Source organism: Flavobacterium petrolei (assembly GCF_003314435.2).
GTDB classification, from domain to species: Bacteria; Bacteroidota; Bacteroidia; order Flavobacteriales; family Flavobacteriaceae; genus Flavobacterium; species Flavobacterium petrolei.
The window spans coordinates 1222708-1241574 of the sequence record NZ_QNVY02000001.1 but is presented as its reverse complement, the minus strand read 5'-3'; the positions used below and the strand labels follow the sequence as shown (position 1 = coordinate 1241574).

15 protein-coding genes and 1 tRNA gene are annotated in these 18867 nt (G+C 36.0%); 8 read left to right on the top strand and 8 right to left on the bottom strand.

Annotated elements, in window-relative coordinates:
- Nucleotides 1–313: 313 nt before the first annotated feature.
- The 4 genes from DR871_RS05385 to DR871_RS05370 all read right to left on the bottom strand — a co-directional run bounded on the left by DR871_RS05385 (nt 314) and on the right by DR871_RS05370 (nt 3461).
- A tRNA-Ser gene (locus DR871_RS05385) sits at nt 314–400 on the bottom strand.
- A 61-nt stretch (nt 401–461) separates the two neighbouring features.
- Entirely contained in the window at nt 462–1490 is a 1029-nt protein-coding gene (locus DR871_RS05380; protein ID WP_113664512.1) for an asparaginase, read from the bottom strand.
- Nucleotides 1480–2616, bottom strand: coding sequence for a 1-acyl-sn-glycerol-3-phosphate acyltransferase (locus tag DR871_RS05375; protein WP_113664513.1), 1137 nt, complete (start codon nt 2614–2616; stop codon nt 1480–1482). Before DR871_RS05375 ends, DR871_RS05380 begins: the two co-directional genes overlap by 11 nt.
- A 65-nt stretch (nt 2617–2681) precedes the next feature.
- A complete protein-coding gene (locus DR871_RS05370) occupies nt 2682–3461 on the bottom strand; it encodes a TatD family hydrolase (protein ID WP_113664514.1) in 780 nt (259 codons plus the stop codon).
- A 155-nt stretch (nt 3462–3616) separates the two neighbouring features.
- Here DR871_RS05370 and DR871_RS05365 point away from each other — a divergent pair, with 155 nt between their 5' ends.
- A complete protein-coding gene (locus tag DR871_RS05365) occupies nt 3617–4057 on the top strand; it encodes a retropepsin-like aspartic protease (RefSeq protein WP_113664515.1) in 441 nt (146 codons plus the stop codon).
- 55 nt (nt 4058–4112) lie between these two features.
- On the opposite strand, the gene odhB is transcribed toward DR871_RS05365, so the two are convergent.
- Nucleotides 4113–5363, bottom strand: a complete 1251-nt coding sequence (gene odhB / locus DR871_RS05360; protein WP_113664516.1) for a 2-oxoglutarate dehydrogenase complex dihydrolipoyllysine-residue succinyltransferase — start codon at nt 5361–5363, stop codon at nt 4113–4115.
- 83 nt (nt 5364–5446) lie between these two features.
- Entirely contained in the window at nt 5447–8221 is a 2775-nt protein-coding gene (locus tag DR871_RS05355; RefSeq protein WP_113664517.1) for a 2-oxoglutarate dehydrogenase E1 component, read from the bottom strand.
- A gap of 121 nt (nt 8222–8342) precedes the next feature.
- On the opposite strand from DR871_RS05355, the gene DR871_RS05350 reads away from it, so the two are divergent.
- A complete protein-coding gene (locus tag DR871_RS05350; RefSeq protein WP_113664518.1) occupies nt 8343–8885 on the top strand; it encodes a hypothetical protein in 543 nt (180 codons plus the stop codon).
- 8 nt (nt 8886–8893) lie between these two features.
- Complete coding sequence (locus tag DR871_RS05345; protein WP_113664519.1) at nt 8894–10225, top strand: alkaline phosphatase D family protein; 1332 nt, start codon at nt 8894–8896, stop codon at nt 10223–10225.
- Here DR871_RS05345 and DR871_RS05340 read toward each other — a convergent pair whose 3' ends face one another.
- Together DR871_RS05340 and DR871_RS05335 are read right to left on the bottom strand one after the other, a co-directional pair.
- Nucleotides 10226–10576: a hypothetical protein gene (locus DR871_RS05340; protein WP_113664520.1), complete on the bottom strand. Its 351-nt coding sequence runs from the start codon at nt 10574–10576 to the stop codon at nt 10226–10228.
- A gap of 157 nt (nt 10577–10733) precedes the next feature.
- Nucleotides 10734–11708: a polyprenyl synthetase family protein gene (locus tag DR871_RS05335; RefSeq protein WP_113664521.1), complete on the bottom strand. Its 975-nt coding sequence runs from the start codon at nt 11706–11708 to the stop codon at nt 10734–10736.
- Between the two features lie 212 nt (nt 11709–11920).
- On the opposite strand from DR871_RS05335, the gene DR871_RS05330 reads away from it, so the two are divergent.
- From DR871_RS05330 to DR871_RS05310, 5 genes are all read left to right on the top strand, one after another.
- A complete protein-coding gene (locus tag DR871_RS05330) occupies nt 11921–12442 on the top strand; it encodes a YceI family protein (RefSeq protein ID WP_113664522.1) in 522 nt (173 codons plus the stop codon).
- 155 nt (nt 12443–12597) lie between these two features.
- The gene (locus DR871_RS05325) at nt 12598–13194 is read left to right on the top strand and encodes a TetR/AcrR family transcriptional regulator (RefSeq protein ID WP_113664523.1); all 597 of its coding nucleotides are present in this window, start codon (nt 12598–12600) and stop codon (nt 13192–13194) included.
- A 1-nt stretch (nt 13195) separates the two neighbouring features.
- A complete protein-coding gene (locus DR871_RS05320; RefSeq protein ID WP_113664524.1) occupies nt 13196–14536 on the top strand; it encodes a TolC family protein in 1341 nt (446 codons plus the stop codon).
- Nucleotides 14537–14540: 4 nt separating this feature from the next.
- Nucleotides 14541–15602, top strand: coding sequence for an efflux RND transporter periplasmic adaptor subunit (locus tag DR871_RS05315; protein ID WP_113664525.1), 1062 nt, complete (start codon nt 14541–14543; stop codon nt 15600–15602).
- A gap of 90 nt (nt 15603–15692) precedes the next feature.
- Complete coding sequence (locus DR871_RS05310) at nt 15693–18866, top strand: efflux RND transporter permease subunit (protein ID WP_113664526.1); 3174 nt, start codon at nt 15693–15695, stop codon at nt 18864–18866.
- Nucleotide 18867: the final 1 nt, after the last annotated feature.

The following is an 18867-nucleotide window of genomic DNA, read 5'->3' as shown; positions in this document are numbered from 1 at the left end:
CATTCTGAAAACCTACACATCTAAAAACTATGACAAACCACAGCTACTTAAACTTTTTTACTTCACGATTCATATTGGACTAGCACTGATGATTTCCAGAAACCTAATGTATTATTCTGCCATAGATGCACTGATTTTTAATCCCAAAAACTCAGGATAGACTGTGTTGATCCCAAAAAGGTCGTCTGACTAAGGAAGTAATGCTTGGCATTTCATGCCTGACACTTTTTTGTTTTATAGCTCCGACAAATAAAAAAGTTTGCCACGCTGTAAAACAAAAAATGCTCCCCTTTTGGGAAGCATTTTTTTTCTGCAGAGAGGATGGGATTCGAACCCACGATGCAGTTACCCACATACTAGCTTTCCAGGCTAGCTCCTTCAACCACTCGGACACCTCTCTATTTTATTTGAGGTTGCAAATAACAATAAAAAAAATGATTTAGAAAAGTAAAATCTAACTATTATGCTATTTCACCGCGCAAAGAAGTTTCAAAAATAGTTTTGAAGTCTTTTTGAGCTATTTTTTGGCCCAACAAATACATTAATTTAGTGATTGCAGCTTCAGTTGTGATATCCTTTCCGGAAATAACTCCAATTTCTTTCATGCCTGTACTGGTCTCGTATTGTCCCATACTCACACTTCCACCGGAGCATTGAGTAACATTGACAATGTGTAAACCTGCAGTTATTGCTTTTCTTAATAGGTTTAAAAACCAATCTTCTGTGGGTGCATTTCCCGCTCCATACGTTTCTAAAACAATTCCTTTCAGATTTGGAATATCAAAAATCGCTGCCAAAACTGCTTCGCTAATCCCTGGAAACATTTTTATGATAGCCACATTATTGTCCAATTCTTTATGAACCTTGAATTCTACATTTTCACTTTTAGTTAGGAATAAATCTGGATTTAATTTCAAATGCACACCAGATTCTACCAATTCAGGATAATTTGGAGAGGTAAATGCTTTAAAATGTTCCGCATTTATCTTTGTAGTCCTGTTCCCTCGGTATAATTTGTATTCAAAATAAAGACATACTTCGCTAATAACTGGTTCATCATTGTTTCGCAAAGATGCAATTTGAATGGCCGTAATTAAGTTTTCTTTGGCGTCAGTACGTAAATCTCCAATGGGTAATTGAGATCCAGTAAAAATTACAGGTTTCGATAAATTCTCGAGCATGAAACTCAATGCCGATGCCGAATACGACATCGTGTCTGAGCCGTGAAGCACCACAAATCCGTCAAAAGAATGGTAATTATCCTCAATAATGGTTGCCATTTTAGCCCATTCTTCAGGATTCATGTTCGAGGAATCAATTGGATTTTCGAAAGAAATAGTTTCGATTTCACAATCTAATTGTTTCAATTCTGGAATGCGCTGTAATAATTTACTAAAATTGAAAGCTTTGAGCGCTCCCGTCTCAAAATCTTTTCTCATACCGATTGTTCCTCCGGTATAGATTAAAAGTATTTTGGCTTTATACAACATCGTGGTATTTTAATTTATTTACAACCGGGTTGGCATACATCGCTAGAAAACCGTCTAAGGCCACTGGATTGTCATGATCAATTCGCATTTCAAGTCTACGCTCGAATAATGATTTTTCATTTTCGGTGTATAAATGAGCAAAGCGATTGGTCTTATTTACAATATCAAATGCAATGAAATTTGTTGGCCACAATTTATAATTGCTCAATATGGCATCATCAATTACTTGTGCCAAAGCTACTATTTGCTTGTTGGAGCTATCATTTTCAGTTTTGATGGCTTCAATTTCTGTATTTAAAACTTTGCCTACATGAATATGAATTCTTTTCTTTTGTCCCAAAGCACCGCTAAGAATCGTCATGAAATCTTCATTTTTCTCTTTAATGTAAACTTCATTATTGGCTTCAGCCATTAATTGAGGCATTTTCAAAGCATCAGTAGGATCATATTCGTATGAAATAGAAACCGGTACAATTTTTACTTTCTTAAAATAATCCATCAAATTCTTTTCATCAGAACCCATTCCAAGCATTTTCAAAACGCCAGGATTGGTCTCGTCATTCCCATCTTTTGTTCTTCCCTCGCGTTGTGCAATCCAAACGGAACGGTTTTCATGAAGCAATAAATTCCCAATATATTCTGCCAATAACTTTGAGCTTTGCAGCATTTCCCTTGGCGTTAAACCGCGTTGTACGAGAAAGTTCCGGTTCAGTTTAGCTAATGTATTCAAGAATGCTTTTTTGACTAAATTATCACCAATTGCTGAAGCAGTCATTACTAAACCATGCTCAAATAAAGCCGTGTTCAACAACGTTGTATCTAAAAGAATATCGCGATGATTGGATATAAATAAGTAAGAAGTATTTGGTTCTAAGTTTTCAAAACCGGAAGTAGTCAATCCTTCAGAGCTTTTCTCGAGCACTTTTTGTACCGATTTGTAAATGAAATTACACTGAAAATCACGAATAGAATGCGTTTTGCGAAGTTGTTCTTTCCAAACTTCATCCGCAACATCCGGGAAAGTAAAATTCATCAATGCTTTCATCATGGGATGATTAACAACATTCTGAAGTGCTTCGTTTATTTCGGAATCATAAAATGGCCGAATGGCGTCAAATTTCTGCATTTTGGTTCTCAATTTTTGTGTGGGCAAATGAACAAAAAAAATATCAAAATAAGGTAAATTCTACTTTAAATCCCAAAAATAGCTTTAGAATTCTCTGTGGTGATTGCCGCGATTTCATTTGCTGAAAGGCTATAAATTTGCGCTAACTTATCTACGACATTAACAATATAACTACTTTCGTTTCTCTTTCCTCTAAAAGGGATCGGTGATAAATAAGGAGAATCGGTTTCCAGAACGATGTGTTCTAAATCAATTTGGTTCAGGAACTGGTCGATTTTTCCATTTTTAAAGGTCACCACACCACCTATTCCCAACTTCATGTTATACGAAATTGCTTGTAAAGCCTGCTCATAAGTTCCTGAAAAACAATGGAAAATACCGAATAATTCCGGTGATTTTTCTTCCTCCAAAATTTCAAAGATTTCATTAAAAGCTTCTCGGCAATGAATCACAATAGGCAATTTGTACTGCTTGGCTAATTGAATTTGCTTTTTGAAAGCGATTTGTTGCTGTTGCAAATGGGTTTTGTCCCAATACAAATCGATTCCAATTTCTCCAACCGCATAAAATTTTCTTTTGGCCAATTCATTTTCTACATGCTGTAATTCCTCCAGAAAATTGTCTTTTACATATGTTGGGTGCAAACCCATCATCAAAAAAACATTTTCAGGATGATTTCTCTCCAATTCATACATCGATTGGGTACAGGTAGAATCGATTGCGGGAATAAAAAAACGCGAAACACCAGCATCAATGGCGCGTTGTATCATTTCGTTTCGATCTTGATCAAATTCCTCTGAGTATAAATGGGTATGTGTATCGGTAATTGTACTATTTGTTTCCAAGTGTAAAGTTTAAGAGTACAAAATTACAAGAATAAAACTTGTCGCAAAAATGGTTTTAAAAAGATTCTCATAGAAAAATAGATTCGTACAATTCCTTCAACAACTCCATGTATCTTTGTAAAACAGAAAAAATTACTGAAATAAATTCGGCATAAATGAAGAACCTCCACGATATCCTTAAAAAGGAAAACTACAGAAAAGTAAAATTTAAAATTACTAAAACACAGCACCTTTTAATAAAAGCAAAAATCAATGGTGTGATAGGGAATTTTATTCTGGACACAGGAGCTTCAAACAGCTGTGTAGGATTTGAAAGTGTTGATTTATTTTTATTGGAAGCAAAAAAATCCAAGACGAAAGCCGCTGGTGCGGGAGCCACCGGAATGTTTACCCAACTGGCTTTAAAAAATCAACTGCAACTTGGTTCTTGGAAAGACTCTGATTTTGAACTCGTTATTTTTGATTTGTCACATGTAAATGAAGCGCTAACACAGCACAAAGCGAAACCAGTTCATGGCATTATAGGTGCTGATATATTGATGAAAGGAAAAGCGATTGTGGATTATTACAACCATTATCTGTATTTGCTGAAATAAAAAATCCTGTTTAGAAAACTAAACAGGACTCTTATATATTTCCAAAACCTTAAAACTATAGTTCTAACGCTTTTTTAGGATTGTTATCCATCAATAATTCCATTGGGTTCTCTAATGCTTCTTTTACAGCTACCAAGAATCCAACAGACTCACGACCATCAATAATTCTATGGTCATAAGAAAGTGCTACATACATCATTGGGTGAATTTCCACTTTTCCGTTTACGGCAATTGGACGCTCAATAATGTTGTGCATTCCAAGAATTCCAGATTGTGGAGGATTGATAATTGGTGTACTCAACATACTTCCAAAAACACCACCATTAGTAATCGTGAAAGTTCCTCCAGTCATATCATCCACTGTAATCTGACCATCACGCGCTTTGATTGCTAATCTTTTAATATCAGCTTCAACTCCACGGAAAGTCAAATTCTCTGCATTACGAACTACAGGAACCATTAATCCTTTTGGTCCTGAAACTGCAATTGAAATATCGCAAAAATCGAAAGCAATCTTATGATCACCATCCATCATTGAATTTACATCTGGGAATAATTTTAATGCTCTAGTTACAGCTTTAGTAAAGAAAGACATATATCCTAAACCAATTCCGCCATGTTTTGCTTTGAACGCATCTTTGTATTCATTACGCAACGTGTTGATTGGCGTCATGTTTACTTCGTTGAAAGTAGTCAACATTGCTGTTTCGTTTTTAGCGGCAACTAATCTCTCAGCCACTTTACGACGCAACATCGATAACTTAGTACGCTCCGATCCACGAGACCCACCTGTAGGCGTTCCCATTGAAGGTACGGCATTTACGGCATCATCTTTAGTGATTCTTCCGTCTTTTCCAGTTCCTGTTACGGAAGCTGGCGCTATATTTTTTTCATCTAATATTTTTCTTGCCGCTGGAGATGGAGTTCCTGAAGCATAAGTCGCTGCTGGAGCTGCTGCTACCGGTGCCGCTTTTGGCGCTTCTGCCTTAACTTCCGCTTTTGGTCCCGAAGTTTCGGGATCAACTGTTTTTGTAGCTTCAGCCACTGGCGCATCCCCTGCTGGTTTTGCTCCGTCAGTATCAATGTGACAAACTACTGCTCCTACTGCTACTGCATCTCCTTCTTCTGCTTTTAAAGTAATGATTCCGCTGGCTTCTGCTGGCAATTCTAAGGTTGCTTTATCAGAATCAACCTCAGCAATAGCTTGGTCTTTTTCTACATAATCTCCGTCTTTTACTAACCAAGTTGCAATTTCAACTTCCTTTATAGATTCCCCTGGTGATGGGACTTTCATTTCTAAAATCATCTTTTTTTTGTTTAAGGTTTGAATTGTTTAAAGTTCAAAGTCACCTGAAAGCAACTTTAAACCTTAAACTTTAAACTATTTTTTTATCTGTATAAATTTTTATCAAAAACCATTCGTAAAGCATCTGCCTGACGGCGTTTTGCTCTTGTATAACTTCCAGCTGCCGGAGCTGCGTATGCTTTTAGGGACGCCAATCTCCATTTTACTAAATCGAAATTCATCAACATAAAGCTATATGCTCCCATATTTTTTGGTTCTTCTTGAGCCCAAACATAATCATCAGCGTTTGGATATTTAGCAATAATTTCTTTTAATTGTTCCACTGGCAGTGGAAATAATTGTTCGATTCTAACAACTGCAACATCATTTCTACCCAGATTTTCTCTTTCGGCAGTAATGTCATAATAGAATTTTCCGGTACAGAAAACTAGTGTTTTCACCTCATCCTTATTCACTGTTTCATCATCGAATGTTTCTTGGAAACTACCTGTCGCAAATTCTTCAACTGTAGAAACCACTCTTGGATCACGCAATAAACTCTTTGGTGTAAACACAATAAGCGGTTTACGGAAGGTTGTTTTCATTTGTCTTCTCAACAAGTGAAAGAAGTTGGCAGGCGTTGTACAATCCGCAACATACATATTATGTCTGGCGCAAAGTTGTAAATAACGCTCCATTCTGGCTGATGAATGTTCTGCTCCTTGCCCTTCATATCCGTGAGGCAATAATAAAACAATTCCGTTCTGGTTGTTCCATTTATCTTCTCCACAAGAAATGTATTGGTCAATCATAATTTGAGCTCCATTACTGAAATCTCCAAACTGTGCTTCCCAAATGGTTAGTGTATTTGGGTTTGCCAAAGCATATCCGTAATCAAATCCTAACACTCCGTACTCAGACAAAAGAGAATTGTAAATATTGAATTTTCCGGTTGCTCCTTCTAAATTACTCAATAAAGTAACTTCTTCTTCTGAATCTTCCACTTTTACAACAGCGTGACGGTGAGAGAATGTCCCACGCTCCACATCTTGTCCGGAAATACGAACGTCGTATCCTTCTTTCAGAAGCGAACCATACGCCAAATGTTCGGCCATAGCCCAATCCAGCTTATTCGTTTCGAAAAACATTGTTTTTCTGTCGTTAATCAATTTTTGTATTTTGCTGATAAACTTTTTATCTGTTGGTAAGTTACAAATTACATTTGCTACCTCAGTAAGTCCTTCTTTTGAGAAAGTAGTGTCTACTTTTTTAAGCATTTCAACATCTGAAACCTGCTCAAAACCTTTCCACTCATTTTTCATGAATGGGGTAATGATGGTCAAATCTTTTTTACGGGATTCTTCTAAGTTTATTTCTAGATTTGATTTGTATTCTTGCTCTAATCCTTTTACAAAAGTGTTGTCAATTACTCCATCAGCAAGTAATTTCTCCATGTAAATATCTCTTGGATTTTTGTGCTTAGCAATAATTTTATACAATACCGGCTGCGTAAAACGAGGCTCATCACCTTCGTTGTGTCCGTATTTTCTATATCCTAATAAATCGATGAAAACGTCACGTCCAAATTGCATTCTGAAATCCAAAGCAAATGACATTGCGTGAACGACAGCTTCAGCATCATCCGCATTTACGTGCAATACTGGCGAAAGTGTTACTTTGGCAACATCCGTACAATAGGTAGAAGAACGTGCATCAAGGTAATTAGTCGTAAATCCTACTTGATTATTGATTACAATATGGATTGTTCCTCCGGTTTTGTAACCGTCCAATTGCGCCATTTGCACAATTTCATACAAAATTCCCTGACCTGCAATTGCGGCATCCCCGTGAACGGCGATTGGCAATACTTTAGAGAAATCGTTAGGAAAATACTTGTCTTGTTTTGCTCTTGTGATTCCTTCAATTACTGCACCTACAGTTTCAAGGTGCGAAGGATTTGGCGCTAAATTGATATTGATTTTTTTACCAGTGCTAGTCACTTTATCAGCAGTGAGACCCAAATGGTATTTTACGTCACCGTCAAAATATTCTTGATCGTAATCTTTACCATCAAACTCTCCAAAAATGTCTTGGGTTGATTTGCCAAAAATGTTTGCCAAAACATTCAAACGGCCACGGTGTGCCATTCCCATTACAAATTGCTCTACTCCTTTTTCGGCTGCTTTTTCAATTAAAGCATCCAAAGCTGGTATGATTGATTCTCCACCTTCCAGTGAAAAACGTTTTTGACCTACATATTTAGTATGCAAAAAGGTTTCGAAAGAAACAGCCTGGTTTAGTTTACTCAGAATGGATTTCTTTTCTTCCAATGAAAATTTAGGTTGATTGTCATTGACACCCAATTTTTTCTGAATCCACTCTACCACTTCCGGTTTACGGATATACATATACTCTACCCCAATGTGCTGGCAATATATAGTGTCAAGGTGAGTTATAATTTCCTGAAGCGTACAAGGCTGAATATTGATCACCTTGGCGGCATCAAAAACAGTATTCAAATCTGCTGAGGAAAGTCCGAAATTTGTGATTTCAAGTGTTGGCGATGTTGTACGTCTTTCTCGAACCGGATTCGTTTTAGTGAACAAATGACCGCGAGAACGATATCCATCTATTAGTTTTAATACATTGAATTCCTTTTGAAGCTTATCAGAGACCAAACTTACATCCGTATTATTAGAGGCAAAATTTGCTATTTGTTCCACAAGGTTTTCCTCATTGTAAGTCGTCATTCCAAAGTCGAAACCCTGAAAAAAACTTCTCCAACTTGGCTCTACGCTATCTGGATTCTCTAAATATTGATCGTATAATTGTGCGAAAAATTCTGTGTGTGCTGCGTTTAAAAATGAAAACCTATCCATAATATTTAGTGAATATACCTTTTTTGTTAAAATAGTTTGGCAAAAGTACGATAATACAATAAATTTATAATTTATTTTAAGATACTTTTACATTGAATAATGTTAAAAAAACTAAAAACTCATGACAAAGAATTGCATTTATAGTATTCCCGAATCATTTTTGGCATTACTAACTGTATTTATTTCAAGCTGTCTGTTTGCGCAACAAAATAATTCGGATCCAAAAATCCAAAATCAGTTTTGGAAAAATGTACAATTTGGAGGTGGAATTGGATTAGGTTTTGGTTCCGGCTTTACGGACATTTCTTTGGCTCCAAGCGCCATTTATAATTTCAATGAATATTTAGCTTTGGGCGCTGGCGTACAATATAAATATTTAAAACAAAGAGATTTTTATGCTTCTCATTTGTATGGTGGAAGTGCGATAGGATTGTTTAATCCGATACCTGAAATCCAACTTTCGGCTGAACTGGAACAATTAAGAGTCAATGTAAATCTAGAAGGATCCAATACTAATTCACAGGACTATTGGAACACTGGATTGTTTATTGGAGCCGGTTACCGCTCCGGAAGTGCTACTATTGGCGGACGCTATAATGTTTTGACAGACAAAAACAACATTTACGGCAGTGCCTTTATGCCATTCATCCGAGTATATTTTTAAAATTAATCATGAAAAAAACTTTTCAACTCCTATTTATTTTTTTTGCAACTTACAGTTTTGCACAAAACAGCCTTTTGCAATCCGGTCCCATGGTAGGGTATTGCGAAATGACAGAAGCGGTGATTTGGCTACAAACCAGCGAAAAAGCTTCCGTAAAAATAACTTATTTTGACATTGACAATCCTGCTAGAATATTGTATTCGGATGTTTACTCTTCCTCGAAGGAGGTTGGCTTTACACATCATATTATTTTAGATCAATTAACTCCCGGGAAAAAATACAAGTATGATGTTTTTATAAATGACAAAAAAATAATCTTGCCTTACGAAACTTCTTTTTCAGCAAAAAAACTTTGGGAATGGCGCGAAGATGCACCAGATTTTACCGTCGCGGTTGGGAGTTGTTCTTATTTTAATGAGCCACCACTGGATCGGCCTGGCAAAGCGTATGGAAGCGAAAATGGAATCTTTGAAAGTATAGTCAAAAAGAATCCGGATATTATGATTTGGAGTGGTGACAATATCTATCTTCGAGAAGCCGATTGGGATAGTAAAACCGGAATTTATCACAGGTATACGCATTCCCGGTCCATAAAAGCAATCCAACCGTTACTCGCAAAAACTCAAAATTTTGCTATTTGGGACGACCATGATTTTGGTCCGGATGATAGCGACGGCAGTTTTTACAACAAATTCCTAACTCAAAAAGCATTCAAAGACTTCTGGGCAAATAAAAGCTACGGCATGCATCCAGAACAAAATGAAGGCATTTATTCAACATTTAGCTGGGGTGATGCGCAATTCTTTCTATTGGATGACCGCTATTTCAAAACTCCAAACAACAGGATTACTGGTGAAAGAACAATATTAGGTAACACACAGTTAGAATGGCTGATTAACGCATTAAGTTTTTCAAAAGCCAGTTTTAAAATAATTGTAATTGGTGGCCAAGTATTAAATTCAGTTGCTGAAAAAGAGAATTATAGCAATTACCCGAAAGAGAAAGAAAAATTACTGCAAGAAATTCTAGATAATAAAATCAAAGGTGTGTTGTTTATAAGTGGCGACAGACATTTTACAGAGTTCTCTGAACTTCCGCGAGAGAACACTTATCCTTTGTTTGACTGGACTGTATCACCACTAACTTCCGGTGTCGCTTCTGAAAAAGTGTGGAAGGAAAACAATATTTACAGAACAAAAGGCAGCTTGATTGCACAGCATAATTTTGGAACAATTTCATTCTTAGGTTCCAAAGAAAACCGCCAAATGAAGCTTACTGTTTTTGATGCTAAAGGAATTGAATTGTGGAATAAAACAATCTTAAAAAAGGACTTGGAATAATTAATACTTATTCCTGAACCAAACTTTTTGCCATTCTCTTTTTAGAATCAGAAAAGCGACTTGTTCCGCCAGAATTACTAAATCAGAACCATCGAGTTTTTTTATTTCTTCTTCGGAAACATCAATTATATAAAGTAAATTGAGATATTCAGCAAATTTATACTGAATGAGTCGGTAGATTTTTTCATGAAGCTGTAACTTCAATTCATTAGGAGAAATACTCAAAGGAAAATCAATTGCTTCGTTAGCCAAATTGAAATCCTTATTCATTTGTTCGATTAATTTCAAATATAAGTTTTCACCTTCGGCTTCAGTAAGTAGTAAATCGGTATTTTTTGGAACTATAAACATTTGATTTCAGATTGTTGATTAACGAATTTAGATTTTTGATTTTAAGAAACTCTCTAAATGTTTGATTTTTTTGAATTATACTGATTTTTGAAATAAACCATTATTTACCCGAAGTAAAACTTCTGCGATCAAAAATCGTTAATCTGCAATCAAAAATCTAAACTTTTCTTCCCATTAAGTTCTCACCAAAAGCCTTCAACATTTCTTTTTTCTCTGTGCTGATATTCATTTTATCCAAGGTTTGAAAAGCCTTAAACGTAAAGTCCTGGATTGCATCCTGAGTTGCCTTTGAAGCACCAGAACTATTGAACAGCGCCTTTACACGTTCTATTTTATCAGTATTATCTTCTGGCTGAATCGAAAATAAGCTTTTCAATTCCTGCGCTTCTTCTTCATTTGAAAATGCAACCGCTTTAAGATACAAATAGGTTTTTTTGTTCTCAATTATATCACCGCCCACCTGTTTTCCAAAGGTTTCCGGATTACCAAAAGCATCCAGAAAATCATCCTGCAACTGGAAAGCCAAGCCTAAATTTAATCCGAAATCATAAATTAAATTAGCATTTTCTACAGAAGTTTCCGCAATTATTGCTCCCATTTTCATGGCAGCTGCCACTAAAACCGCTGTTTTATATTGAATCATTTTCAAATATTCCGCAATGGTTACATCGGTACGCTCTTCAAAATCAACATCCCATTGTTGTCCTTCGCAAACCTCGAGTGCCGTTTTGCTAAACAACTTTGCTAAATCCCTAAATATAAGAGGCTCGTATTGTTCGAAATATTGGTACGCTAAAATTAACATAGCGTCCCCTGACAAAATTCCGGTGTTTAAATTCCATTTTTCATGCACGGTTTCATGTCCTCTGCGCAAAGGAGCATCATCCATAATATCATCATGTACCAACGAGAAATTATGAAAAACTTCGACAGCCAGAGCAGCAGGAAGCGCTTTCTTGTAATCTGCATCAAAAACCTCCGCACTCATTAAAGTAAGTACTGGACGCATTCTTTTTCCGCCAAGATCTAAAATGTAATGTATAGGCTCATATAAATTTCTAGGTTCTTTGGTTTCATATTGTGATTGCAAATAATCCGAAAGGAACTCCTGATACTGATAAATGGTATGCATAAAATAAATTTTCGGCTAATTTACAGTATTCAATTTGCATTACAAACTCCGTTTCATTATCAAATGTTAAATAAATCAAAATACAATGGAAACTATTTTGGTATTCAAAGTTTCCGTCTTACATTTGCACTCGAATTTAACATTTCAAATCCTTAGCTACTTTTTTTAAGTGATTGTTAGATCAATTAAAATTTTAATACACCCGATGAATTATGAAAACTAAATGGACAATTGACTCCAACCAATCTGATGTTCTGATTAAAATGAGGCATTCAATTATTGCCTATTTAGCGGGAACCATCAACAAATTCAACGGGCATATCGATATTGAAAACAATGAAATTGAAGACGCCTCGATCGAATTTTCATTGGATGTAAACAACAAGGATGGAAAACTGGAGCAAATTGACACGCATTTAAAAATGAATGACCTCTTTGATGTCACTGAATATCCTATCATTAGTTTTAAGTCAACTTCATTCGAAAAAGTAAATAAGAACATCAATTTCTTGAAAGGAAATTTGACTATCAAAAACATTACAAAAGTGGTGGAATTAGATGCGGAATTCATTGGAATAAACGCTTACAATGGCGATCAGAAAGCAGCATTTGAAATAACAGGTAAAATTAACCGTAAAGATTTTGGACTGACCTTTAATTCTTTCAATCAAACCAGTGGCTTGGCTTTGGGACAAGATATCAAACTGATTGCTAATCTTGAATTTACGATTTAACCAACCAATTTAAACTAAACGTTAAATAATTACAAATTAAATGGAAACTATTTTAGTTTTCAAAGTTTCCTTCTTACATTTACACTCGATTTGATTAATCCGCTTTTACAAGAAAACTTAATTAAAACACACTGAAACTATTTCAGCATACAAAGATGAAAGAAAAAATTATAAATAAAGCAAAAGATATGTTTTTGAGACTTGGTTTCAAAAGCATAACGATGGATGATATTGCTGGTGAAATGTGTATTTCAAAGAAAACGATTTATAAATATTTTGCCAATAAAGAATTGTTGATACAGGAAAGCACACAAGTGCTTCACAAGGAAGTTCACGAAATCATAACCGAAATTATCTCTCGAGATTACAATGCAATAGAGGAAAACTTCCAGATTAGAAAAATGTTTGCTGATATGTTCAAATCGACAGACACTTCCCCTATTTATCAGCTAAAAAAGCATTATCCGGAAGTATATGAAAAGGCTTTAGAGTATCAAGTTCAAGAATGTGAAAGTTGTTTTACACAAAACATTGAAAAAGGAATTGCTCAAGGCTTGTACAGAAAAGAAATCAATATTGACGTTTATGTTAAACTTTATTACGCTTTGATTTTTACCATTAATGAAAATACCCGTTCCGAAAGAGAAGCTGCGGCCTTAGAAATGGAAGCACTGGAATATCACACCCGAGCAATGGCAACAGAGAAAGGAATAGCCGAATTAGAAAAAAACTTACTTAATCCAATTACATAAAATGAAAAAAACAATTCTTTTAATAATTCTGACATTTGCGCTTGGCGCCAATGCACAAGAAGTAAAAACCCTCACGCTGAGAGAAGCTATTAACTACGCTTTAGAAAATAAAGCCGATGCCAAAAAAGCAAAACTAAAAGTAGAGAACAGTGAATACCAAATTCAGGAAGTACGCTCCAGAGCTTTACCACAAATATCGGCAAACGGAAATTTGACTTATAATCCTGTGATTCAAACTACTGTAATTGATGGAGCTGGATTTGGACAACCAGGAACAACTATTCAGGCCGCTTTTGGACAAAAATGGGTTTCAACAGCGGGAGTTTCTTTGACTCAAGCAATTTTTGACCAAACAGTTTTTACCGGTTTGAAGGCAGCAAAATCTACTAGAGAGTTTTACCAAATCAACAACCAGTTGAGCGAAGAACAAGTAATTGAACGCGTAGCCAATAATTATTACCAGGTTTATGTACAAAGACAAAAACTAACAGTCATTGATAGTACTTACAAAAATACGAATAAAGTAAAAGACATTATCAAAGGGCAATTTGACAACGGATTAGCTAAGAAAATTGATTTGGATCGAATCTTAGTGAAGATTTCAAACATCAATACGCAACGCCAACAAGTGCTGAATGCGGTTCAAATTCAGGAAAATGCGTTGAAATTTTATATGGGAATGCCGATAGAAACTCAAATTGAGATTCCACAAACTGCATTTGAAGTGGGACCACAAGCACTCTCGGAAATTCCAAATACAACTAACAGAACGGAATATTTGCTTTTGAAGAAACAAGAACAACTTTTATTTTATCAAAAAAAGGCGGTTGAAGCTTCGTATTACCCAACATTATCATTGAACGCCGGATACAATTATATTGGTCAAGGTCCAAAAATGCCTATTGGAGGAAAACCAGCTGACGGAGTTTATTGGTCTGATTTCTCATCAATTGGACTGAATTTGAAAGTACCTATTTTTACTGGATTTGGTACCCGTGCCAAAGTAAGACAAGCCGATATTGAAATTAGAACGGTTCAAGAAGATTTAGTTGACACCAAATTAGCGCTTGATCTGGCTTTCGCCAATGCAAAAACACAAATTGACAATAGCTTAACTACAATCAACAATCAAAAAGAGAATGCGCAATTAGCCAAAGAAGTTTTAGACAATACCAGAAATAATTATGTTCAGGGATTAGCTTCTTTAACTGACTTATTGGATGCTGAAAACGCTTTGACGGAAGCACAAAACAACTACACATCGGCCGTACTGGAATACAAACTGGCAGAAATACAATTAATCAAATCAAAAGGCGAATTAAAAACACTTATAAATAATTAACAAAATGAAAAAAAGCATACTTACCATAGTACTAATTGTTGCCACTTTAGGGATTATTGCCTACGTTTTAACCAATAATAAAAAAGAAAATGAAGCAAAAACTGCTGTAGTAGCAGAGAAAAATGCTAGCATTTCAGTAAAAGTAGCAACGGTAAAAACCGAAGAAGTTTCCCTTGATTTTGTAGCCAATGGAAATTTTGCACCACTACAAGAATTAAGTTTTTCAGCTGAGAAGCCAGGAAGAGTAGTTCGTGTTTTAGTTGATGAAGGTGACAGAGTGCGCATTGGTCAAACATTGGCAATTGTAAGAAGCGAACAAATTACAGCTGACTTACAAACTGCACAAGCATCCTATCAAAATGCTTTGACCGACTACAGTCGTTTTGAAAATGCTTTCAAAACTGGCGGTGTAACTAAACAACAATTGGATCAGGCTAAATTGAGTTTAGTGACTTCAAAATCAAGATTGCAACAAGCAAAAGTGAATATTGGCGATACGAATATCAAAGCGACAATCAACGGAATTGTGAACAAAAAATACGTTGAACCAGGATCGGTTCTTGGTGCCGGAACACAATTGTTTGACATTGTTAATGTTTCTAAATTGAAACTAAAGGTCAATGTCAATGAAAATCAGGTTGCAGGTTTAAAAGTAGGAACTGCACTATCTGTAAAAGCGAGTGTGTATCCAGATGCAACATTCTCAGGGAAAATCTCGTTCATCGCCCCAAAATCGGATGCGAGTTTAAACTTTCCTGTAGAAATAGAAATTGCTAATAATGCAGCAAATGATTTGAAAGCAGGAATGTACGGAACTGCTGAATTTTCTGCAAATCAAGGAAAACAATCGTTGATGGTTGTTCCTAGAAATGCTTTCGTAGGAAGTGTGAGCAGCAATGAAATATTTGTAATTGAAAACGGAACTGCTAAACTGAAAACGGTTACTGCAGGAAGAATTCTTGGTGATAAAGTAGAAGTTTTAAACGGACTTTCAGAGGGTGAAACCGTAATTGTTACCGGTCAAATCAACCTTCAAGACGGATCTAAAGTGGAAGTTATTAAATAAAGTAATTAGTGATTAGTGAACAGTTATTAGCCAAAAGCTTTTTACTATTTACTATTCACTTATCACTTATCACTCTTTTAAAATAAAAAAATGAAATTAGCAGAAATATCCATAAAACGTCCCTCATTAGTCATCGTATTGTTTACGATACTAACTTTAGGAGGATTGTTCAGTTACAGCCAATTAGGCTACGAATTGATTCCAAAATTCGAAACCAACGTGATTTCGATTGCAACGGTTTATCCCGGAGCATCACCTAGTGAGGTCGAAAATACCGTTACCAAAAAGATTGAAGACGCGATTTCCTCTTTAGAAAACATAAAGAAGATCGACTCTAAGTCCTTTGAAAGTTTATCTTCGGTGTCTATAACACTGACATCTAATGCTGATGTTAATATTTCAATGAATGATGCACAGCGTAAAATAAACGCTATCATAAACGACTTACCGGATGATGCGGAAGCGCCTTCATTAAACAAGTTTTCTTTGAGCGATTTACCAATTATGACCATTGGTGCCAACGGAAAAATGGACGAAGTTGAATTTTATGACTTAGTTGATAAAAAATTAGCGCCCGTATTATCTCGTGTACAAGGAGTCGCACAAGTAAACATTACCGGTGGACAAGAAAGAGAAATTCAAGTCAATCTTGATGCTGTAAAAATGCAAGCCTACGGACTTTCGGTACCGCAAGTGCAACAAAACATTTTATCCTCCAACCTGGATTTCCCAACCGGAAATATTCAAACCCGTGAGCAAAAAATATTAATCCGTTTAGCCGGAAAATATAAGAATGTTGAAGAGTTAAGAAACTTAATTGTTTCTTCTAAAAACGGAATCCAAGTTCGTTTAGGCGAAATCGCTGATGTTCAAGACACTCAAAAAATCACTGAAAAAGTAGCTCGTGTCAATCAAAAAAGTGCTATTATTTTACAAATCATAAAACAGTCCGATGCTAATGCGGTTGCGGTAAGTGAAGAGTTGGTGAAAACAATTGCTAAACTAGAAGCGGAGTATAAAACGACTGAACTAAAACTAGAAATCGCAAAAGACAGTACTGTATTTACACTTGAAGCTGCTGATGCCGTGGTACATGATTTACTTATTGCGGTACTTTTAGTAGCGTTTGTAATGTTGTTTTTCTTACACAGTATTCGAAACTCGTTGATTGTAATGATTTCAATCCCAGCATCGTTAATTGCTACTTTTATTGGAATCTATTTAATGGGATACACCTTGAACTTAATGAGTTTATTAGGACTGTCTCTTGTTGTTGGTATTCTTGTGGATGATGCTATTGTGGTTCTAGAAAATATTTACAGGCACATGGAAATGGGCAAAAACAAAGTTCGTGCTGCCTATGATGGTACAGCCGAAATTGGTGGAACTGTAGTATCGATTACGCTTGTAATCGTGGTTGTGTTTTTACCAATTGCATTGAGTTCTGGACTGGTTTCTAATATTATTACGCAGTTTTGTGTAACGGTAATTATATCTACTTTACTATCATTAGTGGCATCATTTACTATTATTCCTTGGTTATCCTCCCGATACGGAAAATTAGAGCATATTGAAGGTAAAAACCTTTTCGGAAGAATCATCCTTGGTTTTGAAAGTTATTTAACGCGTTTCATCAACTGGATTTCTGGATTATTGACTTGGAGTTTAGATCATTACAAAACAACACTAGCTATTGTTTTAGTTATCTTTTTCAGCTCAATTGCATTGGTTCCTGCAGGGTTTATTGGAGGTGAATTCTTTGCAGCATCAGACAGTGGTGAGTTTTTAGTTCAAATCGAAATGCCAAAAGATGCCTCGCTAGAACAAACCAACTTCATGACACAAAAAGCTGAAGCTTTTTTAGAGAATGAAGCTTTTGTCGAAAGCCAGTTTACTATTGTGGGTCAAACCAGTGGTGGGCTTGGAGCTTCGCAAGCAACTGCATACAAATCAGAAATTAACGTGAAAATGGTCCAATTAGACCAACGCGATGAACCTGCAAATGTTTACGCTGCAAAAACCAAACGTAAATTAGAAAAACTATTAGTTGGTGCAAAAGTTAAAACCGTTCCGGTAGGTATTTTAGGAACGGCTGAAGATGCTACTTTAGGGCTTATTGTAACGGGTCCAGATGTAGCAAGTGCCATGAAATTTGCCATTGCTGCTGAAAAAGAATTGCGTACTATTCCAGGAGCAACAGAAATCGAATTATCTGTAGAAGATGGAAATCCTGAAGTAAACGTAAAAGTGGACAGAGATAAAATGGCCGCACTTGGTTTGAGTTTACAAACAGTTGGTATTACGATGCAAACGGCTTTTAGCGGGAATACCGACGGACGTTTTAGAGCTGGAGAATACGAATATGACATCAATATTAAATACAATGCATTCGATAGAAAAAGTATTGCTGATGTAAGCAACTTGATTTTCATCAATGATATGGGTCAACAAATCAAGTTAAATCAATTTGCAACCGTTACGGAAGGTTCTGGTCCAAGCCAATTGGAACGTAGGGACAAAACGGCGTCGGTGACAGTAAAAGGACAAAACGTGGGAGTTGCTTCTGGAACAATTGTTGCGCAATGGCAAGAAAAAATAGATCAACTAAAAAAACCTACTGGTGTCAACTACATTTGGGGTGGTGATCAAGAGAACCAGTCAGAAGGTTTTGGAACATTAGGAATTGCTTTATTGGCTGCCATTATATTGGTTTACCTTGTAATGGTTTCCTTATACGACAGTTTTGTGCATCCATTCGTAGTATTATTTGCTATTCCGCTTTCGTTCATTGGAGCATTACTAGCATTAGCATTAACAAATAACACCTTGAACATCTTTACGATTCTTGGAGTCATCATGCTTATTGGTCTGGTATGTAAGAATGCGATCATGCTTGTGGATTACACCAACCAACGTAGAGCCGCTGGTGAAACCATTAGAACCGCATTAATTCAAGCGAATCATGCGCGTCTTCGTCCAATTTTGATGACAACAATTGCAATGGTTTTTGGTATGTTCCCAATTGCATTAGCCGCTGGAGCTGGAGCCGAATGGAAAAATGGTTTGGCATGGGTAATTATTGGTGGATTAATAAGTTCCTTATTCCTAACCTTGATTGTCGTTCCAGTAATTTATGAAATCATGGAGAAATTGATTGCTAAATTCAGTAAAGGAGAAAAAGTTGATTACGAAGCGGAAATGGTTGCTGATTATGACCACATCGAGTTAAGCGAAGATGGTTTTAATCCAAAACATACGGTATAAA

Coding starts and splice junctions, on each gene's coding strand:
- DR871_RS05380 (WP_113664512.1), bottom strand. CDS start 1,490: ATGTTGTATAAAGCCAAAATACTTTTAATCTATACCGGAGGAACAATC.
- DR871_RS05375 (WP_113664513.1), bottom strand. CDS start 2,616: ATGCAGAAATTTGACGCCATTCGGCCATTTTATGATTCCGAAATAAAC.
- DR871_RS05365 (WP_113664515.1), top strand. CDS start 3,617: ATGAAGAACCTCCACGATATCCTTAAAAAGGAAAACTACAGAAAAGTA.
- odhB (WP_113664516.1), bottom strand. CDS start 5,363: ATGATTTTAGAAATGAAAGTCCCATCACCAGGGGAATCTATAAAGGAA.
- DR871_RS05355 (WP_113664517.1), bottom strand. CDS start 8,221: ATGGATAGGTTTTCATTTTTAAACGCAGCACACACAGAATTTTTCGCA.
- DR871_RS05350 (WP_113664518.1), top strand. CDS start 8,343: ATGACAAAGAATTGCATTTATAGTATTCCCGAATCATTTTTGGCATTA.
- DR871_RS05345 (WP_113664519.1), top strand. CDS start 8,894: ATGAAAAAAACTTTTCAACTCCTATTTATTTTTTTTGCAACTTACAGT.
- DR871_RS05340 (WP_113664520.1), bottom strand. CDS start 10,576: ATGTTTATAGTTCCAAAAAATACCGATTTACTACTTACTGAAGCCGAA.
- DR871_RS05335 (WP_113664521.1), bottom strand. CDS start 11,708: ATGCATACCATTTATCAGTATCAGGAGTTCCTTTCGGATTATTTGCAA.
- DR871_RS05330 (WP_113664522.1), top strand. CDS start 11,921: ATGAAAACTAAATGGACAATTGACTCCAACCAATCTGATGTTCTGATT.
- DR871_RS05325 (WP_113664523.1), top strand. CDS start 12,598: ATGAAAGAAAAAATTATAAATAAAGCAAAAGATATGTTTTTGAGACTT.
- DR871_RS05320 (WP_113664524.1), top strand. CDS start 13,196: ATGAAAAAAACAATTCTTTTAATAATTCTGACATTTGCGCTTGGCGCC.
- DR871_RS05315 (WP_113664525.1), top strand. CDS start 14,541: ATGAAAAAAAGCATACTTACCATAGTACTAATTGTTGCCACTTTAGGG.
- DR871_RS05310 (WP_113664526.1), top strand. CDS start 15,693: ATGAAATTAGCAGAAATATCCATAAAACGTCCCTCATTAGTCATCGTA.